This window comes from Jiangella mangrovi (genome assembly GCF_014204975.1).
Lineage (GTDB): Bacteria > Actinomycetota > Actinomycetes > Jiangellales > Jiangellaceae > Jiangella > Jiangella mangrovi.
This window is the reverse complement of record NZ_JACHMM010000001.1, coordinates 4,976,331-4,999,401: the sequence shown is the minus strand read 5'-3', so window position 1 is coordinate 4,999,401 and position 23,071 is coordinate 4,976,331. Positions and strand designations below refer to the sequence as shown.

At 72.4% G+C, this 23,071-nt stretch carries 22 protein-coding genes; 11 read left to right on the top strand and 11 right to left on the bottom strand.

Features of this window, described 5'->3' with window-relative positions; all coding sequences use genetic code 11:
- Window positions 1-11 precede the first annotated feature (11 nt).
- Genes HD601_RS23115 through HD601_RS23100 form a run of 4 tightly spaced genes read right to left on the bottom strand, consistent with a single transcriptional unit; the run spans window position 12 to window position 4,907 of the window.
- Window positions 12-755: an ATP-binding cassette domain-containing protein gene (locus HD601_RS23115; RefSeq protein WP_184830135.1), complete on the bottom strand. Its 744-nt coding sequence runs from the start codon at window positions 753-755 to the stop codon at window positions 12-14.
- Window positions 756-773: 18 nt separating this feature from the next.
- Window positions 774-1,811: an ABC transporter permease gene (locus tag HD601_RS23110; RefSeq protein WP_184830134.1), complete on the bottom strand. Its 1,038-nt coding sequence runs from the start codon at window positions 1,809-1,811 to the stop codon at window positions 774-776.
- On the bottom strand, window positions 1,802-2,887 hold the full coding sequence (locus HD601_RS23105; RefSeq protein ID WP_184825843.1) for a substrate-binding domain-containing protein: 1,086 nt from the start codon (window positions 2,885-2,887) through the stop codon (window positions 1,802-1,804). Before HD601_RS23105 ends, HD601_RS23110 begins: the two co-directional genes overlap by 10 nt.
- A 58-nt stretch (window positions 2,888-2,945) precedes the next feature.
- On the bottom strand, window positions 2,946-4,907 hold the full coding sequence (locus HD601_RS23100; RefSeq protein ID WP_184825841.1) for a glycoside hydrolase family 32 protein: 1,962 nt from the start codon (window positions 4,905-4,907) through the stop codon (window positions 2,946-2,948).
- 229 nt (window positions 4,908-5,136) lie between these two features.
- Here HD601_RS23100 and HD601_RS23095 point away from each other — a divergent pair, with 229 nt between their 5' ends.
- A complete protein-coding gene (locus HD601_RS23095; RefSeq protein WP_184825839.1) occupies window positions 5,137-6,243 on the top strand; it encodes a LacI family DNA-binding transcriptional regulator in 1,107 nt (368 codons plus the stop codon).
- Window positions 6,240-7,190 carry a carbohydrate kinase family protein gene (locus HD601_RS23090; RefSeq protein WP_184825837.1) on the top strand — a complete coding sequence of 317 codons (951 nt, stop codon included), beginning with the start codon at window positions 6,240-6,242 and terminating at the stop codon, window positions 7,188-7,190. Before HD601_RS23095 ends, HD601_RS23090 begins: the two co-directional genes overlap by 4 nt.
- Here the strand turns inward: HD601_RS23090 and HD601_RS23085 are convergent.
- The 6 genes from HD601_RS23085 to HD601_RS23060 all read right to left on the bottom strand — a co-directional run bounded on the left by HD601_RS23085 (window position 7,168) and on the right by HD601_RS23060 (window position 11,180).
- Entirely contained in the window at window positions 7,168-8,433 is a 1,266-nt protein-coding gene (locus HD601_RS23085; protein ID WP_184825835.1) for a sigma-70 family RNA polymerase sigma factor, read from the bottom strand. The genes HD601_RS23090 and HD601_RS23085 overlap by 23 nt on opposite strands.
- A gap of 39 nt (window positions 8,434-8,472) precedes the next feature.
- Window positions 8,473-8,862: a YciI family protein gene (locus HD601_RS23080; RefSeq protein ID WP_184825833.1), complete on the bottom strand. Its 390-nt coding sequence runs from the start codon at window positions 8,860-8,862 to the stop codon at window positions 8,473-8,475.
- Between the two features lie 153 nt (window positions 8,863-9,015).
- A complete protein-coding gene (locus HD601_RS23075; RefSeq protein WP_184825831.1) occupies window positions 9,016-9,480 on the bottom strand; it encodes a hypothetical protein in 465 nt (154 codons plus the stop codon).
- Between the two features lie 205 nt (window positions 9,481-9,685).
- Entirely contained in the window at window positions 9,686-10,030 is a 345-nt protein-coding gene (locus tag HD601_RS23070; RefSeq protein ID WP_184830133.1) for a type II toxin-antitoxin system PemK/MazF family toxin, read from the bottom strand.
- Entirely contained in the window at window positions 10,024-10,278 is a 255-nt protein-coding gene (locus HD601_RS23065; protein ID WP_184825829.1) for a ribbon-helix-helix domain-containing protein, read from the bottom strand. Before HD601_RS23065 ends, HD601_RS23070 begins: the two co-directional genes overlap by 7 nt.
- A 32-nt stretch (window positions 10,279-10,310) precedes the next feature.
- Complete coding sequence (locus HD601_RS23060) at window positions 10,311-11,180, bottom strand: SDR family NAD(P)-dependent oxidoreductase (protein ID WP_184825827.1); 870 nt, start codon at window positions 11,178-11,180, stop codon at window positions 10,311-10,313.
- Between the two features lie 89 nt (window positions 11,181-11,269).
- On the opposite strand from HD601_RS23060, the gene HD601_RS23055 reads away from it, so the two are divergent.
- The 4 genes from HD601_RS23055 to HD601_RS23040 all read left to right on the top strand — a co-directional run bounded on the left by HD601_RS23055 (window position 11,270) and on the right by HD601_RS23040 (window position 17,026).
- On the top strand, window positions 11,270-11,848 hold the full coding sequence (locus HD601_RS23055; RefSeq protein WP_221441227.1) for a TetR family transcriptional regulator: 579 nt from the start codon (window positions 11,270-11,272) through the stop codon (window positions 11,846-11,848).
- Between the two features lie 145 nt (window positions 11,849-11,993).
- The gene (locus HD601_RS23050; protein ID WP_184825825.1) at window positions 11,994-14,036 is read left to right on the top strand and encodes a hypothetical protein; all 2,043 of its coding nucleotides are present in this window, start codon (window positions 11,994-11,996) and stop codon (window positions 14,034-14,036) included.
- Between the two features lie 30 nt (window positions 14,037-14,066).
- Window positions 14,067-16,079 carry an NHL repeat-containing protein gene (locus HD601_RS23045; RefSeq protein WP_184825823.1) on the top strand — a complete coding sequence of 671 codons (2,013 nt, stop codon included), beginning with the start codon at window positions 14,067-14,069 and terminating at the stop codon, window positions 16,077-16,079.
- Window positions 16,076-17,026 (top strand): phosphotriesterase family protein, encoded by a 951-nt coding sequence (locus tag HD601_RS23040; RefSeq protein ID WP_184825821.1) that lies wholly within the window; start codon window positions 16,076-16,078, stop codon window positions 17,024-17,026. Before HD601_RS23045 ends, HD601_RS23040 begins: the two co-directional genes overlap by 4 nt.
- Before the next feature lie 220 nt (window positions 17,027-17,246).
- Here the strand turns inward: HD601_RS23040 and HD601_RS23035 are convergent, their stop codons facing one another.
- Window positions 17,247-17,960, bottom strand: coding sequence for a GntR family transcriptional regulator (locus HD601_RS23035; protein WP_184825819.1), 714 nt, complete (start codon window positions 17,958-17,960; stop codon window positions 17,247-17,249).
- A 113-nt stretch (window positions 17,961-18,073) separates the two neighbouring features.
- Between HD601_RS23035 and HD601_RS23030 the strand changes: the two genes are divergently transcribed.
- From HD601_RS23030 to HD601_RS23010, 5 genes are read left to right on the top strand one after another with little or no spacing between them, the layout of a single operon-like run.
- The gene (locus HD601_RS23030) at window positions 18,074-18,991 is read left to right on the top strand and encodes an ROK family protein (protein WP_184825817.1); all 918 of its coding nucleotides are present in this window, start codon (window positions 18,074-18,076) and stop codon (window positions 18,989-18,991) included.
- A 1-nt stretch (window position 18,992) separates the two neighbouring features.
- Complete coding sequence (locus tag HD601_RS23025) at window positions 18,993-19,733, top strand: sugar isomerase domain-containing protein (RefSeq protein ID WP_343076441.1); 741 nt, start codon at window positions 18,993-18,995, stop codon at window positions 19,731-19,733.
- Window positions 19,730-20,440 (top strand): SDR family NAD(P)-dependent oxidoreductase, encoded by a 711-nt coding sequence (locus HD601_RS23020; RefSeq protein WP_184825813.1) that lies wholly within the window; start codon window positions 19,730-19,732, stop codon window positions 20,438-20,440. Before HD601_RS23025 ends, HD601_RS23020 begins: the two co-directional genes overlap by 4 nt.
- Entirely contained in the window at window positions 20,437-21,717 is a 1,281-nt protein-coding gene (locus HD601_RS23015) for an FAD-dependent oxidoreductase (RefSeq protein WP_184825811.1), read from the top strand. Before HD601_RS23020 ends, HD601_RS23015 begins: the two co-directional genes overlap by 4 nt.
- 44 nt (window positions 21,718-21,761) lie before the next feature.
- Window positions 21,762-23,033 carry an ABC transporter substrate-binding protein gene (locus tag HD601_RS23010; RefSeq protein ID WP_184825809.1) on the top strand — a complete coding sequence of 424 codons (1,272 nt, stop codon included), beginning with the start codon at window positions 21,762-21,764 and terminating at the stop codon, window positions 23,031-23,033.
- The last annotated feature ends 38 nt before the right edge of the window (window positions 23,034-23,071 follow it).

The window sequence follows — 23,071 nt, the reverse complement described above, 5'->3', positions numbered from 1 at the left end:
TGTAAGGCCCGTCAGGCCGCCGCCGCTCCCGTCATGATCGCCACGCCCTCGGCCATGGTGTGCGACGACGGCGTGATGACGCCGGCCGACCGGCCCAGCCGCTGGATGTGGATGCGGTCGGCCACCTGCCAGACGTGCGGCATGTTGTGGCTGACCAGGATCACGCCCAGCCCGTTCTCGCGCAGCCGCTCGATCAGCGCCAGCACCTGGTTGGACTCCTTCACGCCCAGCGCGGCCGTGGGCTCGTCGAGCACGACGATGCGGCTGCCGAACGCCGCCGCCCGGGCGACCGCGACCGCCTGGCGCTGCCCGCCGGACAGCGACTCGACCGGCTGGGTGATGTTCTGGATGGTCGTGATGCCGAGGTCGCGCACGGCCGCCTCGGCGCGCGAGCGCATGCCCTGCTTGTCGAGCATGCGGAACACCGAGCCGAGAATCCCCGGCCGGCGTTCCTCGCGGCCGAGGTAGAGGTTGCTCGCGACGTCCAGGGCGGGGGCGACGGCGAGCGTCTGGTAGACGGTCTCGATGCCGGCGTCGCGCGCGTCCTGCGGCCGGCGGAAGACGACCTCGGCGCCGTCGGCGGTGATCGTCCCCGCGTCCGGCACCAGCGCGCCGGTGAGGCACTTGATCAGCGTCGACTTGCCGGCGCCGTTGTCGCCGATGACGGCGAGCACCTCGCCGGCGTGCACGTCGACGTCGACGCCGTCGAGCCCCACGACCCGGCCGAACGTCTTCACCAGTCCCCGGGCGGCCAGCCGCCGTCTGCGTCGTCGTCATGCCCGCACCCTCCTGATCCACTGGTCGACCGACACCGCCGCGATGACGAGGATGCCGACGGCGAGCAGGCGGTACTGGTCGTCGACGCCGGCCAGCGACAGCCCGATGGCGAACGACTGCACGATCAGCGCGCCGAGCAGCGTCCCCACGATGCCGCCGCGGCCGCCGAACAGGCTGGTCCCGCCGATGACGACCGCGGTGATCGACTCGAGGTTGGCGTCGGCGATGGCGTTCGGGCTCGCCGCCCCCGCCCGCCCGATCAGCACCCACGCGGCCAGCCCGTAGATGAGGCCGGCGACGGCGTACACGCTGAACAGCACCCGGCTGACCCGGATGCCGGCCAGCCGCGCCGCGTCGGAGTCGTCGCCGACGGCGTACACGTGCCGGCCCCACGCGGTCTGGCTCAGCGCCCAGCCGACGACCACGTACATGAGCGCGACGATGACGACGCCGTACGTCAGCCGGAAGTCGCCGATGGGGAACGTCGTGCCGGTCCAGCTCAGCAGGTCCGGCAGGTCGGCGCCGGGCACGCTCTGCCCGCCGGTGTAGATGAGCACGACGGCGGTGAAGACGCTGAGCGTGCCGAGCGTGACGATGAACGGCGGCAGCCCGACCCGGGTGACCAGCAGCCCGTTGAGGCTGCCCGCCGCCAGGCCGGCCGCGACGCCGATGACCAGCGCGATGGGCGCCGGCACGCCCTGCTCGGCGGCGAGCAGGGCGGCCAGCATGGACGAGAGCACCGCGATGGCGCCGACGGACAGGTCGATGCCGGCGGTGAGGATGATCAGCGTCTGCCCGATCGCCAGCGCCGCCACGACCGCCGTCTGCTGGATCAGCAGCGACAGCGCGGCGGGCGCGGCGAACCGGTCGTTGAGCAGGGTGAACGCGATGCACGTCAGCAGCAGGATGATCGCCGGGCTGAGCGCCGGGTGGGTGTGCAGGACGTGCTGGACGCGTTGCGCGGGGGCGCGGCGGCGGCGCTCCAGCTCCGCCGCCGCCCCACCCTGACCGCCGGGCTCGGTGGTCAGCCCCAGCACTTGTCCGCGCCCTCGGTCGTGTCGATGCTCTCGACGCCGTCCGCCGGCGTGTCCGTCACCAGCGCGACCCCGGTGTTGAAGAAGTCGAGGCCGTCGCTGGGCTGCGGGGCCTCGCCGCCGCGGGCGATGTCGGCGATCGCCTTGACGCCCTCGGACGCCATGAGCAGCGGGTACTGCTGCGACGTCGCGCCGATGCGGCCGTCCTTCACCGCCTGCACGCCGTCGCAGCCGCCGTCGACGGAGACGATGAGCACGTCCTCGGCGACGCCGGCCGCCTCGAGCGCGGCGTACGCACCCGCGGCGGACGGCTCGTTGATCGTGTAGACGACGTTGACGTCGGGGTTGCGGGTCAGGCAGTTCTCCATGGCCGTGCGGCCACCGTCCTCGGCGCCGCCGGTCGGCTCGTTGCAGACGATCTCGTACGTGCCGCCGGAGTAGTTGCCGGTCGCGGGCTCGTCGCCGTTGCGCTTGTCGTCGCCGAGCTCGATGCCCATGCCGGACAGGAAGCCCTGGTCGCGGTTGTAGTCGACCGACACGATCTTGTCGTTGAACAGGTCGAGCAGCGCGATGGTGGCGGGCTCGCCGCCCAGCTGCGCCGCCGCCCACTGGCCGATCAGCTCGCCGGCCTCGAAGTTGTCCGTTGCGAACGTGATGTCGACGATGTCGGCCGGGTCGGGCGGGGTGTCCAGCGCGATGACGAACAGGCCGGCGTCGCGGGCCCGCTCGATGGCCGGGTTGACGCCGGGGCCGTTGGGCACGATGAGGATGCCCTGCTCGCCGGCGGCGATGGCGTTCTCGATGGCCTGGATCTGGCCCTCCTCGTCACCGTCCTCGGCGCCGGCCGCGATGGTGAGGTCGACGTTCTCGGTCTCGGCGACCTCCTTCGCGCCGTCCTGCATGGCGACGAAGAACGGGTTGATCGAGTCCTTGGTGATGAGGGTGACGGCGACGGAGTCGCCCTCGCCCGCGGCGGTGGTGCCGCCGTCGTCGTCGGAGCCGCAGGCGGTGACGGCGAGTGCGGTGGCGACGGCGAGGGCTCCCGCCACGGCGAGCCGGCGTCGGGGGTGGGTCATGACGATCTTCCTTCTGCTCGGGTGCTGCTCTGCATCAGAGGGGTGGGGACGTCGACGGTCAGGGCACCGGCCCGACCTGGACGTTCTGGATGACCGCGGTGCCGTTGAACACGTTGAGGCCGAACTGGCCGCTGGGGATCGTGTCGTCGACGGCATCGATGACGGGCTCCGCGCCGCCGTCGAGGTATACCCGGATCCGGGAGCCCTCGGCCACCACTTTCAGGTGATAGGTGCGTCCGTACTCGACGTCCAGCGGGTAGGTGGCGATGTCGCGGCCCGGCCGCCAGAGCTTGATCACGTTGGCGTGGGCGTCGACGTTGGCGGTGTAGTGCCGGCTGGCGTCGCGGTTGGAGCGGAACGTGAGCGCCGCGGCGACGCCGGAGTCGAGGCGGACGTCGGCCTCGTAGGTGAAGTCGGTGCCGGTGGCGGTGTTCAGGTAGAACGCGTCGCCGCCGCTGGTGCCCTTCTTGCCGCCGGACGCGTCGGACCACACGCCGGAGTCGGTGTACCACTGCCCGCCGACGTTCGACTCGAAGGTGGACTCGCCGCCCCAGATGGACCCGAGCCGGTGCACCGTCATGCCGGTCAGCCGCACGTTCCCGTCGGTGAACAGGTCCATGGTGTCGCCGCCGGGCATGCTGTCGAAGTTGACGTTCAGGCTGCGGTACAGCCGGCCGTCGTTGCCGAAGATCTCGAGCTGGCCGCGGTCGATCAGCAGCCGCAGCTTCACCTTGCCGTCCTCGAGCGGCAGCGGGACGCCGTCGAGCGTCTGCGTCTTGGTGTCGTAGACGACCTCGTGGTCGAACCAGCCGTCGTCGCCGGTGCCCAGGCGGAAGCCGAAGCGCGGCTCCGTCCGGCCGATGACCTCGAACTCGGCCTCGATCTCGGTGGTGTCCATCTCGACGCCGTCGAGCAGCGCGGCCGCGCGGTCGCCGTCGAGCATGCGCGCCTTCCAGGTCTGCGTGTCGGTGCGCAGGGTCTCGATCTCCTCGACCGGCGTGCTCAGGACCGTCGGCGCGCCGTCGACGGTCTCGAGGCGCATCTCGACCGGGAAGGTGTGGTTGCCGGTCCAGACCGTGCCGCCGTTCTGGCCCTGCCAGGCCATGGACACGATGCGGTCGTCGGGCATGTTCGTGAAGGTCAGCCCGGCGTAGTAGCTGCTGCCGGCGTAGGTGTCGACCTGGTTGAACTGCAGCGGCGTGGTCTGGGTGGTGGTGAACGTGGTGCCGTCCCAGTCGCCGACGACGTACTCGCCGCCGCCGCCGTTGAGCACCCACTGGACGTTCTCGGGGTCGCCGTCGAGCGGCATCGCCACGAAGTCGGGGCACTCGAACAGCCAGTCGGCGTCGTAGCGCGAGGCGTGGGTCCAGTCGAGCAGGTTCGCCGACGTGTAGAAGTCCACCCCGTTGCCGCCCGGCGCGTCGGACCAGACGACCATGCCCCAGGTACCGGACTCGTCGTCCCAGAAGACCTTCGGGTCGCGGCTGGTGCCCTGCGGGACGACGACCTTGCGGCCGCCGTCGTAGGTCTGGAACGTGTCGCCGCCGTCGGTGGAGTAGAAGATCTGCACGCCGTTGGTGCCGGAGTAGACGACGATCGGGTCGTCGTCGCCGTCCTTCAGGCCGCTGACGTTGCCGGTGTCGACGACGCCGCCGCCGGACCACAGGTCACCCGGGTGGACGCCGGGCTCGAGCGCGATCGGCTGCTGCTTCCAGTGCACGAGGTCGGTGCTCGTCGCGTGCCCCCAGTGCATGGTGTCCCACTGCAGGCCGTGCGGGTTGTGCTGGTAGTAGAGGTGGTACTCGCCGTCGTAGTACAGCGGCGCGTTGACGTCGTTGATCCAGCCGCCGCGCGCGCTGAAGTGGAACTGGCCCCGGTTGTCCTCCTGGTAGTTGGTGACGGGGTAGGGGAACTCCGGGTAGTCCTGCACCGTCCCCGCCGACCCGGTCTGCACCATCACGCCCGCGATGCCGGCGGCCGCGGCGAGCGTCGCCACAGCGGACCGCACTCTCCTGCGCATACGTCCCAGCTCCCTTGCCAGTGATCGTGGTCAGGCTTTGACAACCTTGTCAGGGGAGTTTGGAGGTTCGTGGCGCGCGTGTCAATACTTGCTTTCTGCGGTGTTACGGGGCGATGATTCCGGCCCAGGAGGCGGCCTGACAATGTTGTCAAAGCGGCGGCGCGCGGGCGTCGCGCGCAGCGCCCGTCCGTCCCACCCGTGCCGGATACTGTGTCGAAGGGAGGGGCCCATGACCGAACACGCCGATCCGGCGGCGCATGCCGACGCGGCGGCGCAGGCCGACCCGGCGGCCGTGCCGTACCGGCCGCGGGCGACGCTGCGCGACGTCGCCGCCATGGCGGGCGTCAGCATGAAGACCGTCTCGCGGGTGGTCAACGGCGAGAACGGCGTCACGCCGCAGAAGGTCGACGCCGTGCGGCTGGCCATCACCCGGCTCGACTACCGCCCCAACCTGTCGGCCAGCGCGCTGCGCCGGTCCAGCGGCCGCACCGCCGCCATCGGCACCGTCCTCGAGGACCTCGCCAACCCGTTCTCCAGCGCGCTGCTGCGCGCCGTCGAGGACGTCGCCAACGAGCGTCGGGTGCTCATCCTCGCCGGCAGCGTCGACGAGGACCAGCAGCGCGAACGCGCCCTCGTCCGGGCGTTCACCGAGCGCCGGGTCGACGGCCTCATCGTCGCGCCGGTCGGCGAGGACCAGGGCTACCTGCGCGCTGAGATGGAGGCCGGCACGCCGCTGGTGTTCGTCGACCGCCAGCCGCAGGGCCTGCTCGCCGACTGCGTGCTGTCCGACAACGAGGCCGGCGCCGGGCAGGCGGTGCACCAGCTCGCCGACGTCGGCCACCGCCGCATCGCCTATCTCGGCGACCTCGCGGGCATCCCGACCGCGGAGCAGCGCTTCGCCGGCTACCAGCGGGCGCTGCTGGAGCGCGGGCTGCCGCTCGACCCCGCGCTGGTCGTCCACGACCTGCACACCGTCGACGACGCGGCCCGGGCGACGACGGCGCTGCTGCGTTCGGGCGGGGGCTCAGGCGACGGCGACGGCCCGACGGCGGTATTCGCCAGCCAGAACCTCGTCACCATCGGGGCCATCACGGCGCTGCAGGACCTCGGGCTCGAGACCTCCGTCGCGCTCATCGGCTTCGACGACTTCCCGCTGGCCGACCTGCTGAAGCCGCGGGTCAGCGTCATCGCGCAGAACCCGGCCGAGATGGGCCGGGTGGCGGCCGAGCTGCTGTTCCAGCGGCTCGACGGCGACCGCGGCCGGCCGCAGCGCATCCTGCTGCCGACGACGACGGTGCTGCGCGGCTCCGGCGAGATCCCTCCGGCGGTTCCATGAGGCCGGACGAGGCCTCCGGGGTCGCCGTCGTCGTCGGGGAGGCACTGACCGACGTCATCGTCGGCCGTTCCGGTGCCGAGACGCGACATCCCGGTGGCAGCCCGGCCAACGTCGCCTACGGCCTCGGCCGGCTCGGGCGGCGGACGGCGCTGGTCACCGAGCTGGGCGCCGACGCCGACGGCGACGCCATCAGGGCGCACCTGGCGTCGGCCGGCGTCGAGGTGCGCACGCAGGAGAGGGCGGCGCGGACGTCGACGGCGGTCGCGAGCCTCGGGGCCGACGGCTCCGCCGACTACAAGTTCGACCTCACCTGGGACCTCGGCCCGGTGGCGCTGGGCGGCGAGCCGCCGCTGGTGCTGCACACCGGCTCACTGGCGACGACGGTGCCGCCGGGGGCCGCGTCGGTCGAGCGGCTGGTGCGCGACGTCCGCGCGGGCAGCACCGTCAGCTACGACCCGAACATCCGGCCCGCGCTCATGGGCCCGGCCGGCGACCTGCGCGAGCGGGTCGAGCGGCTGGTGGCCGGCAGCGACGTCGTCAAGGCCAGCGACCAGGACACCGGCTGGCTGGCGCCCGGCCGCTCGCCGCTCGAGGTCGCGCGCGACTGGCTGCGGCTGGGGCCGGCGCTGGTCGTCGTCACGCTGGGCGGCGCGGGCGCCGTCGCCGTCAGCCGCGGGGGAGAGGTGCACGTGCCGGCCGCGCCGGTCACGGTCGCCGACACCGTCGGCGCCGGCGACTCCTTCACCGCCGGTCTGCTCGACGGGCTCTGGCACGAGGAGCTGCTCGGCGGCGCCGCGCGTGGGCGGCTGCGGGTGGTGCCGGCCGACGTCGTCGAGCGGGTCGTCCGCCGCGCGACCATGGCCGCCGCCGTCACCGTCTCGCGCGCCGGGGCCAACCCGCCCACCCGCGACGAGCTCGACGCCGTCAGCCGCGTGGCAGGCGGCTGAGGGCGGCCGCGCGCTCGAGCAGCAGGCGGCGCTCGCGGTCGTTGCGGGTGAGCTCTGCCGCGCGCTCGAACTCCGCGCGTGCCTCGTCCGGCCGGCCGAGCCGTTCCAGCAGGTCGCCGCGGACACTCGGCAGCAGGTGGTAGCCCTTCAGTGCGGGCTCGCCGGCGATCTGGTCGACGAGCGTGAGCCCGGCCGCCGGCCCGTACGCCATGCCCAGTGCGACGGCGCGGTTCAGCTCCGTGACCGCGGTGCCGCCGAGCCGGCCGAGCCGCTCGTACAGGTCGGCGACGGCGGCCCAGTCGGTGTCCTCGGGCCGGGCCGCGCGGGCGTGGCAGGCGGCGATGGCGGCCTGCAGGGCGTAAGGACCGGGCTGCCGCGTCAGCTGGGCCGAGCGGTCGAGGGCGTCCAGTCCGCGGCGGATGCGGGCGTGGTCCCAGCGGGTGCGGTCCTGGTCGGCCAGCAGCACGGGCTCGCCGTCGGGCCCCACCCGCGCCCGCAGCCGCGACGACTGCAGCTCCATGAGGGCGGACAGGCCGTGCACCTCGGGCTCGTCCGGCACCAGCGTCGTGAGGATGCGGCCCAGCCGGACCGCCTCGGCGCACAGGTCGGGCCGGGTCCAGTCGCTGCCCTCGGTGGCCGAGTAGCCCTCGTTGAACAGCAGGTACACGACTCCGAGGACCGCCGCCAGCCGGGCCGCCCGCTCGGCGCCGACCGGCTCGTCCAGCGCGGCGCCGGCCTCGGCCAGCGTCCGCTTCGCCCGGACGACCCGCTGCGTGATCGTCGCCTCCGACGTCAGGTAGGCACGGGCGATCTCGCGGCTGCTCAGCCCGCCGACCAGCTTCAGCGTCAGCGTCGTCCGCGCCTCCGCCGTCAGCGACGGGTGGCAGCAGACGAACATCAGCCGCAGCACGTCGTCCTCGACGTGGTCGACGGCGGCCGCGAAGTCCGGCTCGACGACGTCGGCGCCCCGGTCGCGCGCGATGGCTTCGTAGAGGACGTCGCGCCGCTCGTGCCGGCGGTAGAGGTCGACGGCCCGGCGCTTGGCGATGGTCATGAGCCAGGCCGCCGGCCGGTCCGGGATCCCCGCGCGCGGCCAGGTGTCGAGGGCCGCGACCAGGGCGTCCTGGGCGAGGTCCTCGGCCAGACCGACATCGCGCACGATGCGCACCAGCCCGGCGACCAGCCGCGTCGACTCCAGCCGCCAGACGGCCTCGACGGCGGCGCGGGTGGTCTCCTCGGTCACCCGTCGATTCGACCACCCGGCCGCGGGCGGGGCAAACCGCTAGGTTCTCGGCAGGTCCGGGTGCGGGTGGTCGGCGTCCTCGACCTGGCGCAGCTCGATCGACCCGGCCCAGCCGGGCCAGTGCTGCTGGTGCAGCCGGAGCATCCGCCGGGCCAGCTCGACCGCCTCCTCCCGGGACCGCACGTCGAGCATCGCGAACCCGCCGATCAGCTCCTTGGCCTCCGCGAACGGCCCGTCGACCGCACTGATCCGCCCATCGACCAACGACACGATCGCCCCGGCCGAGCTGGGCAGCAGCCCGCCCATGTCGACGAGCGATCCGGACACGCTCATCTCCTGCGCGAGGTCGCCGACCGCCTGGAACAGCTCCGGTGGCGGCGGCCCGGCCGGATTCGGCTCATCCGACCGGATGAACGACACGAACCGCATGATTGGCTCCTCTCGGTTCGACGGCGGGCGCCGTCATTCTCTCGCCCTGTCGTCGAACGGGAGCCCCGATTCCCGACACCATCGCGCCGGTTCCGCCCGCCACCCATGATCATCAAGGATTCGACCCCCTATGGTGTGGTCAATCCTTGATGATCACGGGACCTCGAGGTCGATGGTCTGAGGGTGGGTGGGCTCGGCCGGCGCGGTCCACGGGTCGCTACGGGCGTTGCCGTCGGGGGACTCTGCGGCGACGGCGAACTCGACGAGCCCGTCGTCGTTCGTGAGCAGGGCGTCGCGCAGTTCTGCGGGAATGCGCAGCTCGTAGCTCCCGTCCACACCCGACCTGGTGACGGCGACGGGGTGGGACGGTTCGCCGCTGGACGACGTGGACTCGAGCGTCACCAGCGCGTCGGCCACGCCCGTGCCGTCGGCGCGCAGGACCCGGCCGCGGGCGACCACGGGCTCGGACAGCTCGGCGGAGTCGGGGACGCCCGGCGACAGCGTCGGCGCGGGCGAGGTCGCGGCCGGCGGGTGGCCCGCCCCGTGCTCGGGCGTCGAGCAGCCGGCCGCGAGCAGCGCTGCCGCTGCGGTGGCCGCGACGGACGTCCTCGCCGTCATGCCGGCGAGTCTAGTTCGACGCCTTTCGGAAAGAATGCGACGGGCCGGTAGATGCAGCGCGAGCATGTAGACGCTGACGCCAACTGTTGGCGTCATTGTCTACACGGGCGAGAAATGGATCCGCGCGTGGGCGAAGCCCGTGGCGGTGAACGACCTGAACTACCCAAAACGCGGCTCAGATTAGGTAGTTGAGGTAGTTCCTTGCTCAGAGGCCGAGGACGCGATGGAGGCCGTCGTCGACGGCGAGCATGAGGTGCGGAGGGACCTGGCCGGCCCGCTCGCGCAGGTCGCGCTTGTCGACGGTGACCAGGGCGGCGACGGTGACGACGGAGTCGCGGGGGAGGCCGGTCGCCGAGGCCGGGAGGAAGACGTTGCCGGGGAGCTCGGCCCGCGCGGTGTTCGAGGTGACGACGGCGGCGAGGGCGGTGCCGAGGCGGCTGGCGTTGTAGGGGTCGGCCTGGACGATCAGCACCGGGCGCCGTTTGGCGGGACGGCTGCCGCGGGCCGGTCCGAGGTCGACCCAGTAGAGGTCGCCCCGGTGGATCACCAGTCGGGCTCGTCCCAGGTGGTGGCGGCGAGCGTGCCGCGACCGGCGGCGACGGCCGCCGAGGCGGAGTCGTCGTCGCCGGTGCGGTCGAGGATCGCGTCGATCTGTGCCGTCAGCGAGGCGTCGTCGAGGTGGCGGAGGTACTGCTCGGCGGCGCGCGCGAAGAACTCCGAGCGGCTCATGCCGAGTTCGGCCGCACGTTGCGTGGCGCGCTCGAACGTCTCGTCGGGCAGCGAGATCGCGGTCTTCATCCCCCGAGTATACCTCCGGGTATAACTCGGTACTACCGCTGTGCGGCACCCAGCGGATCGAGCTGCTCGGCGGTCGCGTCGTCGGCGACGGTCGACTCGCTGAGCTCACGATTCTGCTCGTCGGCCGCCAGCAGTGCCCGGCCGACGGCGGTGCCGTAGAGGTAGGCGTCCGGCCCGACGAGCAACCGCAGCGGCGGCTCGTCCATGGCGACCACGCGGAGCACCAGCTCGGCCACCTTGGCCGGGTCGCTGGCCTGGGTGAGGGCCGCCTCGCCCATCCGCGCCGCGTTGGCGCCGACCGTCTCGGCGTACTCCGGGCGGACGGGATCGACCCGCATCGACGAGCCGGCCCAGTCGGTGCGCATGCCGCCGGGCTCGAGGACGCTCACCCTGATGCCGAGCGGCTCGACCTCCGCGGCCAGCACCGACGAGAAGCCGCCGACCGCCCATTTCGCGGTCTGGTACGCCGCGAGCCCGGCCGACGCCATGCGCCCGCCGACCGACGACACCTGCACGATGTGCCCGCCGCGCTGCTCGCGCAGCACCGGCAGCGCCGCCCGGGTGACGTTGACGACGCCGAACAGGTTCGTCTCGACCTGCGCGCGGAAGTCCGCCGGATCGGTGTCCTCGATGCTGCCGAGGTTCGCGTAGCCGGCGTTGTTCACCAGCACGTCCAGCCGCCCGAACTCATCGACGACGGTGTGAACGGCCCGTTCCGCGGCGGCCGGGTCGGTGACGTCGAGCGGGACGACGACGAGCCGGCCGTCGGCACTGCCGAGGAGGTCGTCGAGGGCGTGCGGATCGCGGACCCCGGCGACCACCTGGTGGCCGGCGGCGAGTGCGGCGACGACGACGGCGCGGCCGAGCCCGCGGGAGGCGCCGGTGACGAGGAACGTGGACATGGCTCCAACTCCTAACTAACTGATTAGTTGATACCAGTGGACCGCGCGGTTCCCGGTTTGTCAACTAACTCGTTGGTAAGCTCGGTCACGTGACGTCCCCGATGCCCCGCGATGCCGAGGCGACCCGCCGCCGGCTGCTCGACGCCGCGCGCGACGAGTTCGCGGCCGTGGGCATCGCTGGGGCGCGGGTTGACCGCATCGCGGCCGCCGCGGCCAGCAACAAGGCGCAGATCTACCACTACTTCGGCAGCAAGGACGGCCTGTTCGACGCCGTCTTCGACGACCTGTGCCGGGCGACGCTCGACGCCGTCCCGGTCGACGCCGGCGCCCTGCCGGAGTACGCCGGGCGGCTGTTCGACTCCTACGAGGAGCGGCCCTGGGTGCAGCGGCTGGCCACCTGGTACCGGCTGGAACGCGCCGGTGCACGGCCGCTCGAGATCGTGCTCGAGAGCAACGCGGCGAAGGTGAAGGCCATCGCCGACGCCCAGGCCGCGGGCGCGCTGCCGTCGACGTTCACCCCGGTCGAGCTGCTCGGCCTGGTGCTGCACCTGTCCGGCTTCTGGAGCTCGAACACCCCCGAGTTCGACACCGCCGTCGACGCCATCGGCAGCGAGCGCCGCCGGGCCGTCGTCGTCCGCGCGGTCGAGGCCGTCCTCGCCGCACGCTGACCCCGTCGTCGACCCCTCGTCGATCCCGCCGCGCAGCCCCGGTGATCACGGGGCGAAATCCGGCATTGACCGAAATCCAGACAGGCCGCTAGGGTGCCGCCACAAGTGTCTATCTGTCTATACCGCTAGACAACCGGGAGGCACGATGAGCACCTTCACCCGCCGCGCACTGGTCACCGCCGCCACGGCCGGTGCCGCAGCCGGAGTCGTCGCGACCGCGCCGGCGGCCGGCGCCGCGCGACCCAGCCCCAGGAGGCTCTTCTCCGCGGGCGAGTTCGAGAGCACCATGGACCCGGCCGCCACGGGGGCCGCCAACGCGGCCGCGTTCCTGGCCGACGTCACCGCGGCGGACGGCCGGCAGGTCGTCGTCCCGCCGGGCACGTACACCGTCGCTCAGGTGATCATGACCGATCTGGTCGTCAACGTGCGGTTCATGCCGGGCGCGCTGCTGCTGCCCGACGCGAGCCTGCACGCCGTCGGCCCGGCCGGCCGCTGGTTCCACGCGACCAACTGCGACACCCGCCTGTACGGGCTGAACGCCGACGGGCAGAACCTCCCCGAGGACTGCTGGCGCTCCGACGGCGGCGAGTTCCGCGCGTACGACACGACCATGATCAACATGGGGTTCACCGATCTCGTCGGCAACTCCACGTCGCTGGGCACGCTCGGGATCCTGTGCAAGACGGTCAAGGAGGTGATCATCGACGGCTACGTGGGCCGCGACTTCGTCGGGCGCAAGGACGACGTCTACGCCAACCAGGCCGGCAAGGTCAACCACCTGATGATGTACGAGTGTGAGCGGGTCGCCATCCGCAACGTCACCATCTCCGGTGGTGAGGGCGAGGACAACGACTTCTTCCACCTGCTCGACCTGCGTCCGGTGCCGACCATGCACGGCACCATCGAGAGCTGCCACCTCTACTACAACGGGCAGACCCGGCGCTGCATGAAGTTCCAGGGCGGCAACTGGGACGTCCGCGACGTCCACTGCTACCCGGGGGCGGACTTCGTGTCGGTGAACCCGGCCGAGACCGACATCGGCGAGCAGAACCTCAACTGCATCGACTGGGCCGGCTCAGTCGAGGGCACGCTGCGCCTGTCCGGCAGCTACATCGACGCGACGGGGTACTCGGTCGGCGTCTCGCACACGTGGGGGCCGCTCGGGCGTGTGATCGTCGAGAACTGCACCATCGTCGGCGGCCGCCGCCTGGCCAAGCGGAACAACCCGGAGCCGCCGCACGCGTACTCCGAGACCCAGACCATGGGCTTCTTCGCGATCCCGCAGGACAACGACAGCGAGATCCGCGACAGCCTCATCAAGGGCTTCTCGCGCTCCGTCGTCGTGCAGGGCAACCGCAACCGGGTCGTCGGCAACACGATCGACGACCCGCAGATCTTCTGGCTGCAGGCCGGCAGCTCGACGGCGAAGGACTTCCTCGAGGTCAGCGACAACAAGGTCATGACGCGGACGCCGGGGGCCATGGCGACGCGCTGCAGCCGGATCGACAACTACACGAACGTCGAGGTCCGCGACAACACGCTGATCCGCGTCCCCGGCACCGTCGTCAACGACACCCACGGCGTCTTCATCGACATCACCAACGCGGGCGCTACCGGGTTCGCGACCAACAACCGCGCGCCCGCCGGCACGACGTCGGTCCGCGCCGGCGCGTCCAACGTCGCCGTCTACCAGAACCAGGGCCAGCTGCTCCGGCCGCTGCTCACCACCGGCCCCGTCGGCAACGGCGGCACGGGCGAGGACAACCTGCAGATCCAGGCGGTGCCGGCCTACAACCTGCACCGGATCGGCAACGCGGTGCGCTCGACCTTCACCGGCACCACCGCGAACAACGCCAACGCGAAGACCCTGCGCGTCTATGTCGGCACGACGGTGGTGCTGACCGCGCCGCTGACGCCCGGCCAGGCCGGCAGCTGGGAGGTCCAGCTCGTGGTCATCGCGGTCCCCGTCGTCGGCGGCGAGCTGAAGTACACCGTCAAGCTGCTGGAGTGCGACACCGCCGGGGCCGGCGCTCCGACCGTGGCCCTGGTCGCCACCGGCGCGACGACGCAGGTCACGACCCAGCCGATCATCCTCAAGACCACCGCCGAGGCCGTCGCGAACGGCGACGTCATCAGCCAGGTCGCGGTGACCGAGGCGCTCGACGGCCGGCACTTCATCTTCACCTGAGCCACTCAGTCCCGACGGGAGAACGTTTCAATGCCACGTCTCGCTCGACGAGTCGCGACGCTCGCCGTCGCCGGTGCCCTCGTGGTCGCCGGTGCGGCGAGCGCCCCGGCCGACCCCGCCGTCGACCCGGCGGCCGCTACCGAGGTGACCGAGGTCGGCACGCCGATCACCAACGTCGCCATCGACAAGGTCACCTACGCCACGCTGCCCGACGGCCGGCCCGTCATCTACACGGTGCTGCTCGGCTCCGGCACGACCAGCCTGCACGTCATCGACCTGCGCAGCCGCGAGTCGATCCGGTCGGTCCGGCTGCCGGGCGCCATCGGGTCGCGTGACCTCGCCGTCGCCCCCGACGGCACGGTCTACATCGCAACGTTTCAACAGGGTCGGCTGTACTCCTACGACTACGCGACCGACACGCTCACCGACCTCGGCCGGCCGTCGACGGCGGTCAGCTACCTGTACGGCCTGGGGATCGGTCCGGACGGGACGGTGTTCTTCGGCGGCTACCCGACGGGGCAGCTGTTCAGCTACGACCCGGACACCGGGGCGTTCCGCGACTACGGCAACCTCTCGCCGGACTCGCAGTACGTGCGCAGCGTCGTCGTCTGGGGCGACTCCGTGTACGCCGGGCTGGGGACGCAGAAGGCCCGGCTGGTCCGCGTCGACATCGCCTCCGGCGCCGTCACGCCGGTCCCGCTGCCGGCCCCGTACGACGCCGAGCACGAGGTCAACCAGGTCAGCCAGCGCGACGGTGTCGCCTACGTGCACCTGACCGCGTCGCGCACCATGCTCCGCTACGACCTCGACGCGCGGGAGTGGCTGACACCGCTCGGCCCGGCCGGCGGGCTGGACGTCTCGCCGATCTCGCCGATGCGCAAGGAGGTCTACTTCGTCGGCACCAACGGCCGGCTGCGCGCCTTCAGCACGCTCACCGGGCGCACCCGCGAGACCGGCGCGTTCCCGTCGATGTTCACGTCGCGCGGGTTCGCCTGGATCGACCTGCAGGAGGACGGCTACCCGGGCGAGTCGCTGGTGATGACCGACTACATCGGCCGGCTCTGGGTGCACAACCCGCGCACCGGTGAGTCCCGCGTCGACCAGCTGGACATCGTCGGCGAGCCGGTGCACATCCGGTCGCTGGGTGTGGGGCCGGACGGGCGCATCTGGGCCGGCGGCCTCGGCTCCGGCGGGCTGTCCTGGTACGACCCGGCGACGGGCGGCATGGAGCAGGTGCCGCGGGGGACCGTCGGGCAGACCGACGAGATGCTCCGCGTCGGCGACGACCTCTACCTCGGCACGTATCCCGCGGGATCGGTGCTGCTGTACCGGCCGTCCGAGCCGTTCGTGTGGGGCAGCAACCCGGGCCCCGTCGCGAACCTCGCCGGGCAGGGCCAGGACCGGCCGCTGGCGCTGGCGTCGGCGGCGGGCCGCGTGGTCATCGGGACGGTGCCGAACTACGGCCAGCTCACCGGCGCGATCAGCGTCTACGACCCGGCGACGGGGTCGGTCTCGGTCGACCGCGGGGTCGCCGGGACCGGCAGCGTCGTGTCGGCGGTCGCGATCGGCGACGTCGTCTACGCCAGCACGTCGAAGTGGGCGGGGCTCGGCATCGTGCCGCTGGAGGACGACGGCCGGGTGTTCGCGTACGACCCGGTCACGCGCACCAAGCTCTGGGAGGTCGTACCGTACCCGGGCACGCCCGCGGTCACGGAGCTGGCGGTGTCGCCGTCCGGCACCCTGTGGGGGCTGACCCGCGGGCGGCTGTTCGAGCTGGACGTCGACTCGCGGCAGGTCGTGCGTGAGATCGCGGTGCCGGCCGAGAACTGGGACACCGTCGACCACGTCTGGTCCGAGGGGCAGCGGCTCGCGGTGCTGCCCGACGGCACCGTGTACGCCGTCGTCGGCGGGCAGCTGCTGCGCGTCGACACCTCGACGGGCACGGTGACGACGGCGGCGGACGGCGTCTCCGCGGTCGTTCTGGGCGACGACGGCGCGTTGTACCTGTCGAAGGGCGCCGTGTTGCACAAGCTGGTGCCGTGAACGGATTCGTCATGACGGTGCTCGGCCCGGTCGACCCGGCCGGGCTGGGCGCCGTCGACGCCCATGAGCACCTCTTCCTGCACTCGGCCGCCTTGCAGGGCGACCAGTTCGGCGACGTCGATGCGATGGCTCGCGAGGTCGAGTCGGTGCAGGCCAGCGGCATCGACACGATCGTCGAGCTGACGCCGGTCGGGCTCGGCCGTTCGGTCACCGGGCTGGCGGCGGTGAGCCGGCAGACGGGGGTCCACGTCGTCGCCGCGACCGGCTACCACCGCGACGCCCACTACCCGGCGGGGCACTGGGTGTACCGCGAGCCTGCGTCGGTGCTGGAGGAGGTGCTCGTCGCCGACCTGACCAGCGGCATCGACGGGCGCGACTGGCAGGGACCGCAGCCGTCGCCGTCGTCGCACCGTGCCGGGATCATCAAGCTCGGCGCGTCCTACCAGCGGGCGTCGGCGGCCGAGCGCCTGCGGCTGTCCGCGGGTGCCGCGGCCGCGCGGCGGACGGGTGCGCCGGTCGCCGTCCACTGCGAGATCGGGACCATGGGCCCGGAGCTCCTCGACCTGCTCGCCGACGACGGCGTGCCGGCGAACCGGGTGCTGCTGGCGCACCTCGACCGCAACCCCGACCCCGGGCTGCACGCCGAGCTGGCCGCGCGCGGCGCCTACCTGCTGTACGACACCGTCGGGCGGATCAAGTATCGGCCCGACTCCGTGCTGCTCGAGCTGATCGGGCGCATGGTCGACGGCGGCTACGGCGACAAGGTCCTGCTGGGCACGGACGTGGGACGGCGCTCGCAGCTGCGCGCGTACGGCGGCGGGCCCGGCATGGCGGTGCTGGGGGAGACGTTCGTGCCGCGGCTGCGCGCCCTGGCCGGCGACGACGCGACGGCGGCGATCCTGCGCACCAACCCCTGGACCGCTTTGACGTGGTCCGCTTCGGAATGATCACGTTCACCACGAAATCCCGTGCCGTACTACGCCTGCAATCGTGGTGATGCTCGGGTGATCGTGGTGGGCGGCCCAGCCCGCTGCGGGAAAGCGGTTGTCCAGGGGCGCCACTACGTTTACCCGAGCGTCATGAGGCCTGCAATCGTGGTGCGGCACGGGATTTCGTGCTGAACGTGATCATTTCCAGGCGGGCGGGCGGGCGGGCGGGCGGGCAGGGTCAGCCGGGCTGGCGGAGCAGCTCGATGTCGAAGAGGTAGCGGCCGCCGACGTAGCGGGACTCGGTGAACTCGACCGGCACGTCGGCCTGGTCGTGGATGGTGCGCTGCTCGATCAGCAGCGGCGCGCCCGTCGGCACGTTCAGCCACTGCGCCTCCTGCACGTCCGCCGCGGCCGCCGTCAGCGTGCCGTAGGCCTGCGTGGGGGTGCGGCCGATCGCCTCGAGCGCCACGAACAGCGACGACTCCTCGAGGTTCGCCTCGAGCACCCCGGCGCAGACGGCGGGCAGCCGCACGTGCTCGACGGCCATGGGGACGCCGTCGGCGAGCCGGAGCCGCTGGATCGCGACCACCAGGCTGCCGACCGGGAGTTGCAGCGCGACGACCTCTTGGTCGGTGCCGGCGCGCACCCCGGACTGGAGCATGCGCGACCCGGCCTTGAGGCCGCGGCGGCGCATCTCTTCGGTGAACGAGAGCAGGGTGTTGATGCGACGGTGCACGGGCGTCTGCGCGACGAACGTGCCACGGCCGGACACGCGGTACAGCAGGCCGTCGGAGGCGAGTCGCTGCACGGCCTGACGCGCCGTCATGCGGCTGACGCCGAAGCGCCGGCACAGCTCGGCGTCGGACGGCAGCGGGTCGCCGGGCTGCGCCTTCGCGATCATCTTGCGCAGCTCACGCTCGATGATCACGTAGGCGGGCGGTGTGGTCGTCATCGTTCTGGCCCCCGACCTCGCAGTGGTTGACGAACTCACTAGCAGTATAGATACTCTACCCATCTAGACAGCCAGTCAGGTTGATCGGATCGGTCGGGAGAAGGGTTCGAGACGTGCGCGAGCAGGTCCTGGGCATCGATGTGGGCGGCACCACGGTCAAGTGGGCCGTCCTCGATGCGCGGACCGCCACCGTCGTCGTGCGCGGCAGCATTCCCACCGCGGACGACCCGCACACCGTCGCGGCCGAACTGGCCGCCGTCGCCGAGACCGCCGCCGGAGGCGACACCGCGGCCATCGGGGTCGGCGTCCCCGGCCACGTCGACCGGCGCACGGGGATCGTGCGGTTCGTGCCGAACCTGCGCGGCGACTGGCCCGGCTTCCCGCTCGCCGCCACCCTGCGCGCGTCCACCGGCCGCCCGGTCACCGTCCTCAACGACGCCCGCGCGTTCTGCCTGGCCGAATGGGTGCTCGGTGCCGCCCGCGGCCACGACGACGCGCTCTTCCTGACGCTCGGGACGGGCGTCGGCGGCGGGGTCGTCAGCGGCGGCTCGCTGCTGACCGGCCCGGACGACCGGCTGGGCGAGATCGGGCACCTCGTCCACGACCGCACCGGGCCGCGCTGCGGCTGCGGCCACCGCGGCTGCCTCGAGACCTACGCCAGCGCGACGGCGATCGCGCGGGCGGCCGGCCTGCCGACGGCGGAAGCCGCCTTCGAGGCCGCGACGAGCGACCCCGCGGCCAGCGAGGCCGTCGCCGCCGCCGGCCGGGCCGTCGGCGAGACCATCGCCAGCCTGTGCGCCGTCCTGCCCGCGGACCTGCTCGTCATCGGCGGCGGCGTCGCGGCAGGACTGCCGCAGCTGCGCCCGCACATCGAGCACGCGCTTGCCGAACGACGCGACTTCATCGGTGCGGTCGACGTCGTCGCGGCCAGGCTGGGGGCCGACGCGGGAGCCGTCGGCGCCGCCCTGGCCGCCACTCGGATCATGACGACGGACGGAGGTGGACGTGAGCTGGATTGGGCGAGCGCATGAGGTGCTCGACACGATCGCGCGGACGCAGGGTGAGGCCATCGAGACGGCCAGCCGGTACTGCGCGGAGTCGATCGGCGGTGGCGGCGTGGTGCACACCTTCGGCACCGGCCACTCGCGGATCCCGGTGGAGGAGCTCTTCCCGCGCTACGGCTCGTATCCCGGCTTCCACCCCATCGTCGAGCTGTCGATGACGTTCCACACGCAGGTCGTGGGCGCCAACGGGCAGCGGCAGGCGATGTTCATCGAGCGGGTCGAGGGCCTCGCCGAGCAGATCCTGGCGAACTTCACCCTGCGCGAGACCGACGCGATCATCGTGTTCAGCGCCAGCGGCCTCAACGCCGTCCCCATCGAGATCGCCCAGCAGGCCCGCAAGTCCGGCCTCAGGGTCATCGCGGTGACGGCGCTCGCGGAGTCGCGCTCGGCCCCGGTCCGGCACAGCTCGGGCACGCGCCTCGCCGACCACGCCGACGTCGTCATCGACCTGTGCACGCCGCCCGGCGACGCCCTGTGCAGCATCGACGGCCTCGACGTGCCGGTCGGCCCGGGCAGCACGCTGGCCGCCGTCGCGATCGTCAACGAGATCAAGGTGCGCGTCGCCGAGCTGCTGACGGCCGCCGGCACCATGCCGCCCGTGCTCACCAGCAAGGCGCTCGTCGGCGCCGAGGACTCCGCCGCCCGGTTCGAGGCGGCCTACCTCGAGCACGGGCGCCGCGCCGCCGAGGTCCTGCGGGGCACCCCATGAGGATCCTGGTCTGCGGCGGGTCCGGCGGCATCGGGTCGGCGTGCGTCGCCGCCCTGACCACCGCGGGCCACCAGGTCCACGCCGTCGACCGCGACGGGCCCGACGGCGTCGACATCACCGAGCCCGGGGGAGCGGAGAAGGCGGTCGCCCAGGCCGTTGACACGTTCCAAGGACGCCTCGACGGCGTCGTGCACGCCGTTGGCCGCTCGGGCCGGCGCCTCGGCGACGGGCCGGTCAGCACCTGCAGCGACGAGGCCTGGCGCGACGTCCACCGGGTCAACCTCGACTCGGTGTTCTGGCTGCTCCGCGCGGCGCTTCCGGTGCTGCGCCAGAACGACGGCGGCGGCTCGGTCGTCGTGGTCGGCTCGGCGCTGGCCCGCACCCTGGACCGCGACTTCCTCACCGCCGCATATCTCACCAGCAAGAGCGCCGTTGAAACGTTGGTCCGCGCGGCCGCGTTCGAGGGGGCGCCCGACGGCGTCCGCGTCAACGTCGTGGCACCCGGCCTGGTCGAAACCCCGATGGCGGCCCGCGCGCTGACCGACCCGGCCATCGCCGCGCGGCTCCCGGAATTGATGCCACTCGGTGACGGGCGCGCCAGCACACCGGCCGCCGTCGCCGCCGCCGTCGAATGGCTGCTGTCGCCGTCGTCGAGCCAGGTCACCGGCGCGGTGCTGCCCGCCGACGGCGGCTGGAGCCTGCGATGACCGCGGCGCCGCTGCTCTGGGAGGGCGACGTCGTCGTGGTCGGCGGCGGGTCCGCGGGCTGCGCGGCCGCGGTCGCGGCGGCCCGGACCGGCGCCCGGACGCTGCTGGTCGAGTCGGCCGGCTTCCTCGGCGGCACCGGCGCGGCCGTCCTCGACACGTTCTACGGCTTCTACGCCCCCGGAGGTGACGGGCGCGTCGTCGGCGGCATCGGCTGGGAGGTGGCCGCCGCCCTGCTCGACAGCAAGCAGGCGTTCGAGCGGCCGAACAGCTACGGCGCCGGCACCGGGGTCACCTACGAGCCCGAGGCGCTCAAGCTGGTCTGGGACCGCCTGACGCAAGCTGCCGCCGTCGACACCCTGCTGCACACGACGCTCATCGGTGTCGAGACCGACCCGGCCACCCGACGGGTCACCCAGATCACCGTCGCCACAAAGGCAGGAACCCGCATCGTCCGGGCGAACGCCGTCGTCGACGCCAGCGGCGACGCCGAGGTCGCCTGGCGGGCCGGTGCCGCGCTCGAACGGCCCAGCAAGGACCAGAAGCTGCAGCCGCTCACCGCGACGTTCCGGCTCGGCGGCGTCGACACCGGCGTCATCAGTACGAAGGACCTGCACGAGCGGCTGGCCAAGGCGGCCGAGTCCGGGCGCTACCGGCTGCCGCGCCGCGAGGGCTCGGTGCACCGGACGGTGCTGCCCGGCGTCGTGCACACGAACCTGACACGTGTCAGCGGGCTGGACCCGACCGACCCGTGGCAACTCTCGGCGGCGGAGGCCGAGGGACGGGCCCAGGTGGCCGAGTACGTCCGCTTCCTCACCGAGGAGGTGCCGGGGTACGAGGACGCCTACCTGCTCTCCACCTCGGTCCGGATCGGGGTGCGCGAGACCCGCCGGCTGATCGGGCGGTACGTGCTCACCCGCGACGACGTGCTCGGGGCGCGCGAGTTCCCCGACGCCGTCGCCCGCTGCGGCGCCCCCGTCGAGGACCACGACGGCGGCGAGTCGACCATCTGGGAGTACGTCGGCGGGCACCGGTCCGGACGCACCTACGGCGTGCCGTACCGCTGCCTGCTCCTCACGGAACTGGACAACGTCGCCGTCGCCGGCCGGTGCCTGTCCGCCACCCACGACGCGCACGCCTCGGTGCGCTCGATGGCCCAGTGCATGGCACTCGGCCAGGCGGCCGGGACCGCCGCGGCGCTCGCCCCGGGCGGCGCCGTCGGCGACCTCGACGCGACGGTCCTGCGGGACCGCCTGGCCGACGACGCGGCCGTGCTCTGAGAACCACCCCACGACACCTGGCAACAGAGAGAAGGAGACCGGAGATGCGTACTCGCTACGCTCCGACCGCAGCGGTGCTCGCCCTGAGCATCGGCCTGCTGGCCAGCGCCTGCGGTGGCGACGACGACGCCGACACCACCGGCGGCGAGGGCGGTGACAGCGGCGCCGTCTCGGGCGAGGTCACCATGTGGATCTACCCTGCGATCGCCGACGAGCCCACGCACCGCGGGTTCTGGGACGACACCATCGCGGCGTTCAACCAGGAGTACCCGGATGTCGACGTGACGGTCGAGATCTTCCCGTGGGCCGACCGCGACCAGGCCCTGACCACGGCCATCGCCGGCAACAGCGCCCCCGACGTCGTGTACCTGATCCCGGACCAGCTGCCGGGCTACGCCCGCAACATCGAGCCGATCGACGACTACCTGAGCGAGGACGAGAAGGCCGACTACCGGCCCAACGTCGTCGACTCCGTCAGCATCGACGGCCAGATGATGGGCGCGCCGATCCTGCAGAGCGTCCTCGCGCTGGTCTGCAACAAGCAGGTCTTCGACGCCGTCGGGCAGACGGAGTACCCCGAGACCTGGGACGACCTGCTCGAGATGGCGCCCACGTTCAAGGACGCCGGCTTCGACATGACGGCGTACGGCGGCGACGTCGCCAACTCGCTCAACCTGTCCTTCTACCCGCTGCTCTGGCAGGCCGGCGGCGACGTCTTCAACGAGGACGGCACCGAGGTCGCGTTCAACAGCGACGAGGGCGTCAAGGCGCTGGAGTTCGTGCAGCAGCTGGTCGAGGGCGGCTTCGTCGACCCGGCGCAGCTCACCACCGAGCCGCCGCTCGAGCAGACCCGCATCGCGCAGAACAAGGTCGCCTGCGTCTGGCACATGGAGCCGCAGTACCTCGTCGACTTCTGGGGCGAGGAGAACGTCGTCGTCCGGCCGCCGCTGACGGACGCCGAGCAGATCCAGTACGGCACCGTAGGCTCCCTGTCCATGCTGAACAGCTCGGAGAACAAGGACGCCGCCGGCGCCTGGATCGACTTCGCCACGTCCGCCGAGCGGGCCGCGGAGTACGACACCACCGGCAAGTTCTTCTCCACCAAGGAGTCCGTCGGCACGCTGTACGACGGCGACCCGATCCTGGGCGAGCTCGAGCAGTTCGCCGGCCTGACCACCGTCGGCCCGCTCAACGCGCACGCCCGCGAGGTCATGGGCGTGCTGGCGCCGGAGATCCAGGCGGTCCTCGTCGGCGACAAGGACCCGCAGCAGGCGCTCGACGACGCCGCCGAAGCGGCGAACCCGCTCCTCGGATGACCGTGAGCGGAACCGCGTCGGCCTCCCGCACGGCGCCT